The organism is Psychroflexus planctonicus, assembly GCF_014640195.1.
GTDB lineage: Bacteria > Bacteroidota > Bacteroidia > Flavobacteriales > Flavobacteriaceae > Psychroflexus > Psychroflexus planctonicus.
Genome location: NZ_BMGM01000002.1, coordinates 85554 through 99104, shown reverse-complemented (window position 1 = coordinate 99104; position 13551 = coordinate 85554). Strand labels below are relative to the sequence as shown.

At 26.7% G+C, this 13551-nt stretch carries 13 protein-coding genes and 1 CRISPR repeat array; of the genes, 2 read left to right on the top strand and 11 right to left on the bottom strand.

The features are described from left to right. Window positions 1–109: 109 nt before the first annotated feature. The 4 genes from IEV72_RS02590 to IEV72_RS13735 all read right to left on the bottom strand — a co-directional run bounded on the left by IEV72_RS02590 (window position 110) and on the right by IEV72_RS13735 (window position 2564). Window positions 110–628 (bottom strand): hypothetical protein, encoded by a 519-nt coding sequence (locus IEV72_RS02590; protein ID WP_188457525.1) that lies wholly within the window; start codon window positions 626–628, stop codon window positions 110–112. 163 nt (window positions 629–791) lie between these two features. Then, window positions 792–1478, bottom strand: coding sequence for a DUF8840 domain-containing protein (locus IEV72_RS02585; protein WP_188457524.1), 687 nt, complete (start codon window positions 1476–1478; stop codon window positions 792–794). A 4-nt stretch (window positions 1479–1482) separates the two neighbouring features. Next, window positions 1483–2076 carry a tetratricopeptide repeat protein gene (locus IEV72_RS02580; RefSeq protein WP_188457523.1) on the bottom strand — a complete coding sequence of 198 codons (594 nt, stop codon included), beginning with the start codon at window positions 2074–2076 and terminating at the stop codon, window positions 1483–1485. A gap of 359 nt (window positions 2077–2435) precedes the next feature. Continuing rightward, entirely contained in the window at window positions 2436–2564 is a 129-nt protein-coding gene (locus tag IEV72_RS13735) for a BspA family leucine-rich repeat surface protein (RefSeq protein ID WP_373283985.1), read from the bottom strand. A gap of 147 nt (window positions 2565–2711) precedes the next feature. On the opposite strand from IEV72_RS13735, the gene IEV72_RS02570 reads away from it, so the two are divergent. Continuing rightward, window positions 2712–6110, top strand: a complete 3399-nt coding sequence (locus IEV72_RS02570) for a UvrD-helicase domain-containing protein (RefSeq protein ID WP_188457521.1) — start codon at window positions 2712–2714, stop codon at window positions 6108–6110. 116 nt (window positions 6111–6226) lie between these two features. Here IEV72_RS02570 and IEV72_RS02565 read toward each other — a convergent pair whose 3' ends face one another. The 6 genes from IEV72_RS02565 to IEV72_RS02540 all read right to left on the bottom strand — a co-directional run bounded on the left by IEV72_RS02565 (window position 6227) and on the right by IEV72_RS02540 (window position 10298). Continuing rightward, window positions 6227–7018, bottom strand: a complete 792-nt coding sequence (locus IEV72_RS02565) for a hypothetical protein (protein WP_188457520.1) — start codon at window positions 7016–7018, stop codon at window positions 6227–6229. Between the two features lie 12 nt (window positions 7019–7030). Continuing rightward, window positions 7031–7552 (bottom strand): hypothetical protein, encoded by a 522-nt coding sequence (locus IEV72_RS02560; RefSeq protein WP_188457519.1) that lies wholly within the window; start codon window positions 7550–7552, stop codon window positions 7031–7033. A gap of 91 nt (window positions 7553–7643) precedes the next feature. Beyond that, window positions 7644–8237 carry a hypothetical protein gene (locus IEV72_RS02555; RefSeq protein ID WP_188457518.1) on the bottom strand — a complete coding sequence of 198 codons (594 nt, stop codon included), beginning with the start codon at window positions 8235–8237 and terminating at the stop codon, window positions 7644–7646. Next, a complete protein-coding gene (locus tag IEV72_RS02550) occupies window positions 8230–8910 on the bottom strand; it encodes a hypothetical protein (RefSeq protein ID WP_188457517.1) in 681 nt (226 codons plus the stop codon). The genes IEV72_RS02555 and IEV72_RS02550 overlap by 8 nt, the downstream gene beginning before the upstream one ends. A gap of 195 nt (window positions 8911–9105) precedes the next feature. Next, window positions 9106–9786 (bottom strand): hypothetical protein, encoded by a 681-nt coding sequence (locus IEV72_RS02545; protein ID WP_188457516.1) that lies wholly within the window; start codon window positions 9784–9786, stop codon window positions 9106–9108. 203 nt (window positions 9787–9989) lie between these two features. Next, window positions 9990–10298 carry a hypothetical protein gene (locus IEV72_RS02540; RefSeq protein WP_188457515.1) on the bottom strand — a complete coding sequence of 103 codons (309 nt, stop codon included), beginning with the start codon at window positions 10296–10298 and terminating at the stop codon, window positions 9990–9992. A 764-nt stretch (window positions 10299–11062) separates the two neighbouring features. Between IEV72_RS02540 and IEV72_RS02535 the strand changes: the two genes are divergently transcribed. After that, a complete protein-coding gene (locus tag IEV72_RS02535) occupies window positions 11063–12229 on the top strand; it encodes a hypothetical protein (RefSeq protein WP_188457514.1) in 1167 nt (388 codons plus the stop codon). A gap of 18 nt (window positions 12230–12247) precedes the next feature. After that, a CRISPR array of direct repeats spans window positions 12248–12570; the repeat unit is 36 nt; unit sequence GTTTCAATCCTAGTTTATAATGGATAGGTCTTAAAT. A gap of 267 nt (window positions 12571–12837) precedes the next feature. On the opposite strand, the gene IEV72_RS02530 is transcribed toward IEV72_RS02535, so the two are convergent. After that, window positions 12838–13524 carry a CRISPR-associated endonuclease Cas6 gene (locus IEV72_RS02530; RefSeq protein ID WP_188457513.1) on the bottom strand — a complete coding sequence of 229 codons (687 nt, stop codon included), beginning with the start codon at window positions 13522–13524 and terminating at the stop codon, window positions 12838–12840. Window positions 13525–13551: the final 27 nt, after the last annotated feature.

The following is a 13551-nucleotide window of genomic DNA, read 5'->3' as shown; positions in this document are numbered from 1 at the left end:
TTTCTTTTTTTATATAATAGTTTACACATTCTGATATTTCTATTTTATTATTTTAAAACTATAATTAGCTTAATATAATTCCGTTAATTATCATTTTATAAATTAAAATTTAATTAAACAGATTTTTGACGATACTTGTGAAGTCAATTTTCTCTTTTTTTGAATAACTTTTATTGGATGCCTTATTTGTTGCCGAAAAATCACCTTCTTCTGATGAATGCAAACAATCACTACATTTTATTGAAAAACGTATTGTATTAATATTGCTGGTTTTCATTTTTTTTAATTCTTCTTTAGTTAAGTAATAAACTGTTGTGGCAATAAAATCTACGTTGTCAAAAATATTTCTGTCTAAACAAGTAATTACCGAACCATCATCTAGATAAATTAATAATTTATCTTTAATTCTTACACTTCCATCTCTAGATTGCGTACTTAATACTAAAAACCCTTTTTCATTATCTTTTGCAAATACAATATCCAAATATATACTTTTGTCAGTTCTATTAGAATATAAAGTTACTGCTTCAGTGCAAGGGTAGGAATTATCACCAATAAAAAATAAATTCTGTCCAAAACAGATGGTTGTAATCAATGTAAATGATATAAATAATAATGTTTTTTTCATTTTAATATAGTTTTAAATTTTAACGTCTCGCACATAACGAAAGTAGCGACTTAAAATGCGTAAGTTTTTCGGTTAAACTTATAATATCTAAAAATACACAAAACTCTCGTTTCAGCACAAATCTCGCCATTTTTGTTATACGCTGTTATAGCCCGTTTTTTTATTATTCGTCAAATATTTGGTTTGGAAATAAAGTCATTAAGTCTGTAACAACTTTATAATCTATATTTAAATTTAGGTCTGGCACGTTAACAATTTCCTTGTTTTTTAATTTTCTGACAATAATTGAGTTTTCATTTTCAGCAATCCAATTCTTTACTCGTTCAACTACTTCAGGTTTTGGTTTTTTATTATTGTCAAGATTCCATTTTATTCTTCTATACTGGTCAAACGCCAATAATTCTTCAGGATTTAGTGATACAGACTCTATGTCTTCAAATCCCCTAAAGTCAATTTGAAAACCTTTATTTCTGACCAATGCTGACCCATAGCCAACGCATCTTAAGCCGACTCCTGCAAATAAAACTTTGGCATTGTGGGGATTTGCACTATTAAAAATCTGCATTGCTAAATCTCTATCATAAGTTAAATGAGTTCCATCGGCTGGACCCGTTTTAATCATTACGAAATAAAGCTGGCCGTTTTTTTTAAGGACAAGTTGAGGATTTTGATTGAGGTCTGTCGTTCCGTCAACCACTTCAAATCCTTCTTGTTGAGCATATTTATAAATAATGTCTATTCCAAATTCGTGTATCTCTTGTTTAGTCAACAAGTCTTTTGGGTCAACATTTTTTCCTGCTCTTTTTTCCGCTTCTGCGAATTTTTTAAATATATCGTCTTGGTCACTCATTTTATTAATCTTTTAGTTCTCTAAGTCCAATTATTGGATTGGGATAATCTGTTCCTTTAGGTGTAAATGCAATTGATTCTCTAAAATATTCCCTTGCTTTGTCATTATCACCCTTTTCGGCATATGCCACTCCAATGTTGTTTAAATAGGTCGAATAAATTTTGTTCCAAGTCAAACAGTCGGCAAATGTGTGAATCAAGTTTGGTAAGACATATCTTATATTTTCTTGGTCAAAGAAAAGAAGTCCACCATAAGTTATTTGGTCGGAAAACTTGATTGCTGTTTGTCCGTTTGGGAATCTAATATTTGAAACTCCATCCGCCTTAGAATATGCTGTAATGCAGTCTATTACTCTGTCCAACCAAAACTTATGATTTGCTTTATCCCCTAAACTTTCAACCCCAAAAAATTCATTGTCTTTTGAATTTTTCAGTTGTAGATAAATGCTTTGAAAAATTGCATTTACGCCATTCAAATATGAAATGATTGCGTCTTTTTGTCGTCCTTGTTTTTTATACTCAATACCAAGGTCGTTCCAATACCCATAGTCAAGTGGATTTTCTTTTGTCAGTCGCTCAAGTGTTGAAATATTTGTCATACTGTGTTTTTTTAAATGGGCTATAACAATTAATAATAGCATAAATATATTCATAAACCACAAAATAAAACAGGATAACCCAATAAATCTATATTACCACACGAAAGGATTCGTCCGTAAGCGTGAATTTAATTTAGGTTAGGTGATTTTAATCTTGGACAATTTTATTTAAAAAGCAGCACCCCTTGAAAGTGCTGCTTTTTGTTTTAGATTAGTTTAAACCCTTACTAATTATTCTTTAGCCTTTTAATTCCAAGATAAGCTCATGTAAAAAAAGCTAATGGTACTAAATAATGAATTGGTGCTTCGGGTACATCTTCTACTGTTTCCGTAAAACTTAGCGCATCCCTAAACATGTTTTACCTATCTGTTACATTTAAAATATCCCAATTGTTTAGAGATTGGTCAGAAAGATTTGTACTAGAAAGCATTCTAGCCATATTTGTCACATTTGATACTAACCAACTGTTTAATGAAGTTGCAGGAATTAAAGTTATTTTAAAAGTTAAAGTCTTATCTGTTAAAAAATTTATACTTTTAATTTTATAAATAAATGAATTTTCCTATTCAATTTATTAAAAGATTATAAAAAAAACATTTTCAAAATTAGAATTTTTTAATCTTAATATTAATCTATGCTAGGCTATATTGTATTAGGCACTATTATTCTAACATCTATTTTGGTTTTAATTCATTCATATGCCAAAAAGCAAAAAAGGCTTGAAGATGAAAAGAGACAACGTAGAGCAGAGTATTTACTAAAATGTGAAAAACGTAAAAAAAGCCTTCAAAAACAATTAACCGAAATCAAACAATTCAATCTTTCTTTTACTAAATTATGTAATAAAAGTAAGTATCTATCAAATTACGATGCTTATAATTTTACTTCTAATTATTCAGCTTTATTTAATAAGTTAAAAATCACTGACTATGCTGACTTACCAGCCTTTCAAGAAGAAATAAGACTTATTGATACTTTTATTTCAGAATACTCAAATTTTAAGGATTTAATAAAGGTTAGAAATAATATTTTTATTAGAAAGGAACTTGAAAAAGTAGATGGTTTATTAAGTGATGTTGAAGGTAAATCATTAGATGCACAACAAAGACATGCAATTGTAGTAAACGAAGATAATAATTTGATTATTGCAGGTGCGGGTTCTGGTAAAACCTTAACAATAGCAGGGAAGGTTCAATATTTGACCAAAAGGTTAAGAGTGAATCCAAAAGAAATATTGCTTATTTCTTTTACTCGGAAATCTGCTGATGAAATGACTGAAAGAATCCAAAATAAAATGGATATTTCGTTACCAGTAAAAACATTTCATAAATTAGGATTAGATATTATTGCAGAATCCACAAATGAGAAACCATCTATTTTTGGTTTATCACAAAAGGAAATATTACAACTTCTTTCATCTTTTATTTCAGATGCCAAATCAAATGATCCTTACTTTAATAATCTAATAGACTTTTTAGCATATTATTTAAAACCATATAAAGACATTCACGATTTTAAGTCAGATTCAGAACATCAAAATTATCTTAAAGAGCAAAAACTTGAAGGATATAAAATGATAAGAAGAAAAACTAAAGATGGTGTAGAAATAAAATACCGTGAAAGGTTTAAAAGTCAGGAAGAAGTATTTATTGCAAATTTTTTATTTAGAAATAATATTGAATACAAATACGAAGAAAGTTACCAATACAAAACAGCAAGTAAAAAGTTCGGACAATATAAACCTGATTTCTATTTGCCTGAATACAATATTTATATAGAACATTTTGGTATTGATGAAAATAATAATGTTCCAGATTGGTTTAAGGGTAAGGAAGGAATATCTGCAAAACAAGTTTATAATTATGGTATTGCTTGGAAAAGAAATGAACATCAATATAATGGCACTACACTTATTGAAACGTATTCCTGGGAACAGAAAAAAGGAATTTTATTATCTAATCTACAGGATAAATTAGAAAATGAAGGTGTAGAATTTAACCCAATGTCAGATAATGAAATTTGGGATTATATACAAGAAAATACACCTGAAGATATAGATAAATTCACACAGTTACTCAACACCTTTTTAGTGTTGTTTAAATCTAATAATGAATCTATTAGTAATCTTTTATTTAGAGCTAAACAGGAAGATAATCAGAGGGCAACGTTATTTTTGAACTTATTTGAACCTATTTTAAAGAATTATGAAAACTATTTAAAAGAACATAATGAAATTGATTTTAGCGATATGATTAATAAGGCTACTACTTTAATTTCAAACAGTCAATTTTCGTCATCATACAAATACATTATTATTGATGAATTTCAAGATATATCTCAATCAAGATACCAATTAATTAAAGCATTATTAGACCAAAAACCTAATACTAAATTATTTTGTGTTGGTGATGATTGGCAGTCTATTTATCGTTTTGCAGGTAGTGATATAGGGGTCTTTACAGGTTTTTCAGAATATTTTGAAACTTCTACAATAAAAGATTTTAAAAGGAAAACAAACAAATCTTATATAGAGCATACTTATAGGTTTGATAATAAACTAATAGACCTTTCAAGTAACTTTATTTTAAAGAACCCAAATCAAATTGAAAAATCCTTAAAAAGTAATAAACAATCAAAATTAAATCCATTAACCATTCACAAATACAACGATGCTGAAAGAAATGGTAATGAAGCATTTAAAGTATTAAACAAAGCTCTTGATGTAATTAATAAGAAGGAAAAAGACAATAAAGTTTCAATATTACTTTTAGGGCGTTATGATTTTGAAAAACGTATTATAGATGATTCTCAAAATATCTCAAAACAATACAATAAGCTAAACAATAAATATGACTACATATTTAAAGACAATCATAATCATCAAATAAACTTTCTTACAGTTCATACATCAAAAGGTTTAGAAGCAGATTATATCATTATCCTAAATGGTAATTCAGGAACTTATGGTTTTCCTTCTGAAATATCAGATGATTCTTTGTTGAACTTCTTATTATCGAAAGCTGACCAATTTCCAAATGGTGAAGAAAGACGTTTGTTTTATGTAGCAATGACAAGAGCTAAAAAGCATGTACATATACTAACAAGCTATGAATACCCTTCAAAATTTGTAACAGAAATAGAAGCAGATGAACCAATCACTTCTTTAAAATGTGGTTGGTGTGATAATGGTAAATTGATTGAAAGAAAAGGGCCTTATGGATATTTTTATGCATGTAATAACTTCCACTATTGTAACTATGCTAAAAAAATTGAAGCTGAAGATTTAACAACAGTTGCTAATGAATTATCAGATAAAAAAGATTATGAAAATGCAATTAAATACTATTTAAAGTCATTAGAAATTGAAAGTGACAATGCTAAAGTTCAATATAATTTAGCAAGAGCATATCAGCAAAATGAACAATTTGGCGAAGCCAAGGAACACTTTTCTCTTTCTATTAATTTAGACAATTCAAATGCGATTGCATTTTTTTGGCAGGGTATTGTTTTATTAAAACTTAACCTTGAAAATGAAGCAATTGATTCTTGGCTTATTTATAATGAACTAAAACCTAATCAAAATCATATCAATTATTTTTTGTCCGTTGCACATTTCAAAAAGAAAAAAATAGGGTTATCTTTTGAATACATAAATAAAGAGTTGAGTGTAAATTCAGATAATGATACTGCTATTACATTCAAGAATAAACTGATAGATTATGCATCCAAAACTTTAAACACTTCAGAGAAGGTTATTAATTCAACAAAAATTAGTGTTATTGAAGAATATATCAAAATTGCTATTAGTTCAAATTTAGATATTAAGTTCTCTTATCATAAATCGATACAATTTGATGGTGGTGTAAAAAGTTTAAGAACAATTAAACCATCAGGTTTTAAAACTGTAGGTGATTCTTTATGTGTTATTGGATATTGTTATATGCGTGAAGATGACAGAATATTCAATATTGAAAGAATGTCTGAATTTATTATAAACCCAGACAAAATTGAATATTGGTCAGATAATTTATAAAATAATAATTGGTAGTATCTATATTCATTATCAGTTTTTTGAGTTTTTACAAAATCGTCAGTCTTAGTAATTAGCTCTCCATTTTCATTGTACTTTCTTTTATAAGACAATGTAAGCTAATCTAATCTAGGTGCTTGACCTTTCTTAGCTTCTTTGGTTTCTTTTACTGCAATACCTTTATCATCTTTTTTTACAGCTTTAGGATTTACTTTTTCAATATTATCCTTATTAGCTTCTTGGTCTAGTTTAACTTGGTCTGACTTCTTAGTTTTATTGCCTACATTTTCTTGTGTAGGGTCAATAGTAGCTGTACTTTCTTTAATACCTTCAATTCTTCTTTTTTCTAAAGCTTCTTGAACACTATTACTATTTTGCATTAGAGTTTTAAACTTATCTTGTATGGATTGAATTTCTCCTTTTTCAAAAACAGGGGTTCCTTTTTTACCATATTTTTTGTTTAGATTTTTCCAAGCTTCTATCATATAAGATAGCCCTTTTCCAGTAGTCATTTTTACTGGAATAGATTCATAGGCTAAAAACTCATTTAATACATCTGTAAAAGTTCCATCTGTTTTTCCTACTGTATTTAAAAGTCTGACAATAGCAGAAATACTTTGTTCCACTTCTTTAATTTTGTTGGCATCTAATTCATTTGCAGGAACATCACTAAAATTTAAAGAAAAGTCTCCGTCAGGTAAGTCTTTTAAGTTTGATGGGGAAATTACATCTTCTTTTTTAGGACTTTTTGAATTAGAATTATCTTGTTTTTCTATTTTTTTTAGTTCTGGTGGTTGTTCTAGCAGTTTATTTAATGCATCTTCAGAAATGCCAAGATTGATTATAATTTCTTCCTTATTGAAGCCAGAAGCTTGAAGGCTTTTAATCATCATTTTTATATCTTGTAACATATATAAGGGCTTTTAATCAGGAAACATAACATCTCTAATATCTTCATCAGTAATAGGTTCATTTAAGTCTATATCCCATTGATATTTTTCGCTATAAAATTCTTCTACCTTCTTTTCATACTCTGTATTTAATTGGTTAAAATACATGTCAATATTAATTTCATTATTATTTAATTCATCTGCAAAGCTTTGAATGTCATCACCTATGGTTCTTATAATCCAAGTTCCTTTTTCATCCATTAAGAAATCAGCATAAAAAAAAGGTATTTCTTTTTTAGATAAATCCATATAAATATTCCCTGCATTTAACCAGTTTTCATTAAAAAATTCTTTTTCGACAGGGTCTTTAAATCGCTCTACTAAATATAACCAATCAGCATATAGTTTCTCAACTTCGCTAATATTTAAGTTTTTTTTTAAACCCAGCCGATAAGACATATTACCATGTTTAGTTATACTATTCAAACAACGAGTAATTAGTTTTAGTTTTTCACCATGATTTTGAATTAGTTTTATAGTGTTTTGACTTTGCATAATTTTTGATATTGTTTTTTAAAAAGCCTAATAAAATAGTTTGTTGTTATTTAGATTTAACTTTTTAAAAATTTAGTTTTTGATTTTAGGATTAATATAAACATAATTTAAAAGCATTCTCAAAATTAACCATATTAGATGTATTCAATACTTTTATCATAAAATTAATTACAATAAAAAACAAGAAATAATACTTGATAATATTTTTATAATTTTTCCCGAAAGACTTGTTTATGATAAACAAAACAACAAATATTAAACCTATGTAAGTTAAAAATCCTAAAGTTTCATGTGTGTCTTTCATTTCAAAAGCATGATGATATTTATATTGAGAAATATCATCAAGTAGCACTGTGTTTATTGGTTTTATCATCTGTGCTTCTAATGAGTTCAAATCATCATTTTTACATTTTTCAGCTATATGAATACCATATTTAATTTGTTTGCTCCTTAAAACACTAAAAAATGTTATTTCTTTAATTAAATAATCTTTAAAAAAATATGCACTACTATTTTCCTTACTGATAAATATTTCATGATATTCTATGGATTCATCAATAATACTTGAAGCAACTTCTAACCTTTCTTCACTATCATTAAAATCAGTATTTAAAAAAAACCCTACAATAATTAAAATTAATGTAGATGGTAAAATGTAAATTAAAATTGTAGAGTATTTATTCATAAAAATTTATTGATGTTAAAATATTGTGCATTAATTGCTTATCATTTTTATTTTTAAAGGATAATATTATGGCCAGAGAAAAATTGTTTCTAATAGTAGAATAAACTTCTTGATTTACAATTAAACCATTGTAATTAAACGTTGCATCAAGTTTATAAAAAACTTGATTTCCTATTATTATTTTTTCGAATTCTTTACTCAAATAAATAATTTTGATTCCTGAATCTTCAATTTTAGAATCTTGTAAAAAAGAAACTGTTTGATTTAAATCATCATTAATATTTGTTATATCTGGATAGTATTCTAGATTTTTGGCGGTAATAAGAATGTTAGGATTCAAATCAATGCTTAAATTTTCTTTGTTTTTAAATAAACCAATTAAGTTAACTGTATTGATTTCATCTTTATCTAAAATTCTATTCTTAACCCTGTCATCTCCTGCAAGAACTTCTTTAACAACTTCATTATTTTTTCGATAGAAATCATCTGTTTTAGGAATCCATTCCTTTGGTAAATCTATTTTAAATTTAAAAAAGTTATTTACGTAAACATTGTTATTAATATACCCTAAATCAAATTCTTTATTTTCTTTTTTACAACTATAAACCGATATTATCACAATGAAAATAAATAGTTTAATGTGAAATAATCGATTTATAATTTTCAAATTCATTTTCAAATATTTTAATATTGTTCTTTAAAATGAAACACCTAGAAAAAAACTAAAATTATAAAAAATACTCTTACCGTTAATTTTCTTTTCTTCTTGTTTCAGAGCATCTAAATTAGTGTTTAATTTCTTTAATTAGATATACTATTACTTCTTTAAGCAAGATGGATTTCGCTTGTAAGTTATCTTTTGTTTATATTAATTATCACCATCCAAATCGTCTTTACCATACAGGAATGAAACATTGCTTATGAGGTTGTCATAAAAACTAGGGTTTTCATCATAAAACATAGTTGGCACATCAAAACCAAATGTATATATGAAATTATTATTTGAAGTTTGATAAACTATTGATGTGTTATAATATTCTAAATCTAATTCACGTACTAAATATTTAAATTTTCTTTTTAGCGTAATTTTGTTCTTTATGTATGTTTTACTTGCTTTAAAATCTTCTACTTCAGTGTTGAATTGTTTTGGAATTAAAACTTTATATGCATAATCCATTTTTTCTTTTTGAATTTGGTACATCTCCCATACGTCTTGTTTTTTTTCATTTTCAACCACTTTTAGTTCAATCACGTTAATTACAAAACTTATTGCTGAATCAGTTTGAAAAGCCCTAAATATCGCATGTTCAGATACTCCTGAATCAGAATCCCAATGATTAGGTGCGTTGAATGCTACTTTATATTTATAGTTTGAATATAAATTATTTATCGAATCAAAATGTTCAGTGTGTTTTTCAGATAACATACCAGAACTTTTCTGTTCCTTATACGATTTTTCAAAATCGTCTGTAACATTAGCTTTATTTTTATTCTTTTGGCAAGATGCTATTGTTATGGTAAATATTAATAACAGAGTGATTTTTTTCATAGCTTGGTTTTAGAAGTAGCTTAAAATTTTAATTGTTGCTATCAGTTATTAGACACGTAAATATATTCATAAAACTTAAAATAAAAAAAAATCACAGAATTAAAAACTCTAAACCAGTTAGTTAAAAACAAATCATAGACTCATCTTAACTCACTTAAAGCCAATAATTCTGTTCTTTTCTTTTCATTATTTTATACTCAATTTTATAGTCCCACCTCCTTTCTAAATTCACTTTCAGTGTAATAAACGTCATTTAACCACCACTCAGATGGATAAACATTGGATTCAATCGCTGGCCCATTTTCTCTGTGTAATTTACCGAGTTTGTACCATTTTTTTTCGTATTTATTTACGACCGCTGGCCCACCTTCACGATGCAAAGCACCATACAAGTACCATTTTTCTATACCATTATCGACATAAGCAGGACCATCTTCTCGGTGTAATAATCCACTTTTGAGCTTCCACAATTTTGCACCATATTCTTTAATCATTTTACTTTCTAAAATCATAATTTTTAATTTTGTTTATATATGTTATATTCAAAAATTTCAAAAAGTTTAGTTTTTCTTGAATATTTTTTTAATTTTTTGGACATTTATTAGATGAGATTCTTTGTAAACCTTTTGTTTATCCATCTTGAACTTCCTGTTTTTCTCGTTTTTGTTTTCATATCATAATAGCTTTTTTAATTATATGAAATAAATCATGGTTTGTTTTACTTTATTTTAAAAAAAATGGTAAAACAATATATTTATTAGTACTTAAAAGGTTATTCGTTAGTTATTAAAAACTGAAAACGCCGGGGGCTTGATGCCCCGGCTACGAGTGACTGAATTAAACAGTATTCAATATCTAAAAAAATAAATTAAATGTTTATCCAATTAAACAAGCTTCAGTATCAAACAAGTTACATTAAAAGTTTGTCCAATTAAACAGGTTTCAGTTCAGGTAGTTTCAGATAAAAAAATTAATAAGGTTTAATTAAATAAGTTATTAATTAAAATAAATAATTTAAAATAATTAATAATAATATATTCATATGTCAAGCAACTTTTCGAAAAAGCCTATTTAGACTAGTATTATAGTACTTACAAATCCTTCAATTTTCTTTTCATTCAAAAAAAATTCAATCTTTTTTTTAAACTTTTTTAAAGTTCAACCATATAATATATAGAATTATTGATTAAAAGTAGAACTGAATCTACTAATCTCTAAACACGTTTATAAAAGAACGTGTGCCTAAAAAAAAGTATAATGAAAGTTGAAAGTTTATATGCCACTTAAAGTTGAAAAGATAATAAGAGAGTCCTTGTCTAAAGAAAATGATTTTTTAAGAAACACAGAATCAGAAAATAAAAAAGTATACAAATTATTGATAAGTCTATGGTTTTATATTTATAACAATCAAATCACAGACGAGAGTGTTATAAATCTTAACTGCTATACATCAATTAATAATAAAAGACTAGACAAATTCAAAGTTACTATTAAACAAAAAATATATAGGTATAAGTACTTTCTTGGTATGCTCGAAAAAGCAGATTTAATTGATGTAAACAAAAAATATTCATCAGGCAGATTTTGTAAAAGCTACAGGATTTTGACATCAGTATTGAATGGAAACTTTGAAGAAGCAGAAATAGATTATAAAAAGGTTTTCCATAATTTAAAAAATCAAAAATATTGGCTACAAAAATATCCAAATCATAATAAGCAAATCAAAGATAGCTATAAAGTAAGTATTGATTTAACCAAGTATTATAGGTGGCTTAAAAAAAATATAGGGATTGAATTAAAACCAATAATAAAAAATGGAATGGTAATAAAAAGAGAATTAAATGAAGAGCGAATATTTGAATATCTTAACTCAGTATTAAAAATAAATTATAAAAATTTATGGTTTAAAATAAGCGATGAAGGTCGATTTTATAGTAGTCTGACAAACATGAGCTATACAACTCTGCAATTCACAAAATTGGGTGGTAAAGAAATAAGAGAAGTTGATGTTAAAAACTGTCAACCTCTTTTTTTATCGAGCCTAATAGACAACCCCTCATATCGAAAAGATGTTGAAGATGGTGTTTTTTACGATGTTATGGCGAGGGAATTGGGGAAAACTAGAAATCAATTTAAAGTATTGAGCTACCAATTTATATTTTTTTCGAACCGAAATTTGAGCAGTGGTAAAATTTATGATTCCTTAAATAAATTGTACCCAAATTTTGTTAATCAAATTAATGAATTGAGGAAAGAAATTCATATTTCAAAAAAATTACAGCAATTAGAATCAAAAATATTGGTTGATAAAATAGGAACATTAGATTTTGAAATGATGCTCAGGCATGATGCTGTTTTTGTTCATGATGAAGATTATGAAATTGTATGTAATCATGTTCGGGAAGAGTTTGCAAAACTGGACCTGAAAGTGCAGATTAAATAGAAGATTAATCTTCTTTTTGTTTCAATCCTAGTTTATAATGGATAGGCCTTAAATTAATTAAATAAGGGTATAATTCACACTATAATGGTGTGTTTCAATCCTAGTTTATAATGGATAGGTCTTAAATTTCATCTATATGAAAAAGACAATTTGTAATTACATGTTTCAATCCTAGTTTATAATGGATAGGTCTTAAATATTTTAGCGATTATACCAACATTTTTTGTATCTTTGGTTTCAATCCTAGTTTATAATGGATAGGTCTTAAATTACTGAAATTGGATTGTTTTCTTGGTGCTGTCTTGGTTTCAATCCTAGTTTATAATGGATAGGTCTTAAATGCGATAATTGCCCTAAAGCCTTAATTGACAATAAATAAGATAGTCTTCCCGACTTTTAAAAAATGTTTTTTCAGAATATAATAGAACATCATATATTAAAATTATAATATTTTCCGTATTCGTAAAACACTATAAACATTATGCTTTGCATTAACATCTAAGCATCTTATTTATAATTTTATACTCGGAATAAATAATTTTGTATAAATATACAGTTTTGTGATGAAAATATTTAAAAAATGATTTTTTTTAATACAAGATTCGTAATTAGTTATTTTTAATAGTTCCAAATCCTCGTGAAACTGATTTTCCAAGTCCAATTTCATTTGGGAGATAGGCGTTTACTATGAAGCCACCACTAAAAGCAAACATTTTATTTTCTTTAAAATTTGTTTTTTTTTCAATTACACTCACTTTCATCAGTAAACGTTCATTTATTTTTAATTCTAATCCAACATTCTTGAAAAAACTTAAAATATGACCAACTAAAACAGCATTTAGCATATCTTGTTTTTCAGCTTCGCTTTCTAATTTTATATATTTCTTATAATTAGTCTGATTTAGTCCCATCCAAAGAGTAACAAATTGATAATTGTGCAAACTATGACTATAACCTGTAGTTTCATTTTTAACTTCAATATTTTTAGTGCTTATTTTATAGCTTTGGTTATTAATTTTAAGTTCTTTCATTTTTAGAAATAGTTCGGGAAGCAATTTTGCACCTTCATTAACTCCAATTAGTGTCGGAACTTGGTCAATAATTTTATATTGTATTGTTGGGTATTTATATCTAAAACTTCCATCATCATAATGATTGTGTAAAATAGAAGAATGCTTTTTAAACAAATTTCCAAAGTACCCCCTAAGCTTATGAGCATCTCTTGTTTGCAATTTGATTTCTGGAAATTTAATTCGGCAAATTTGAATTTCTTTTGTTGTGGTTTTTGTTTTCATGTGTATTATTTCAATTCGCCTTATAAT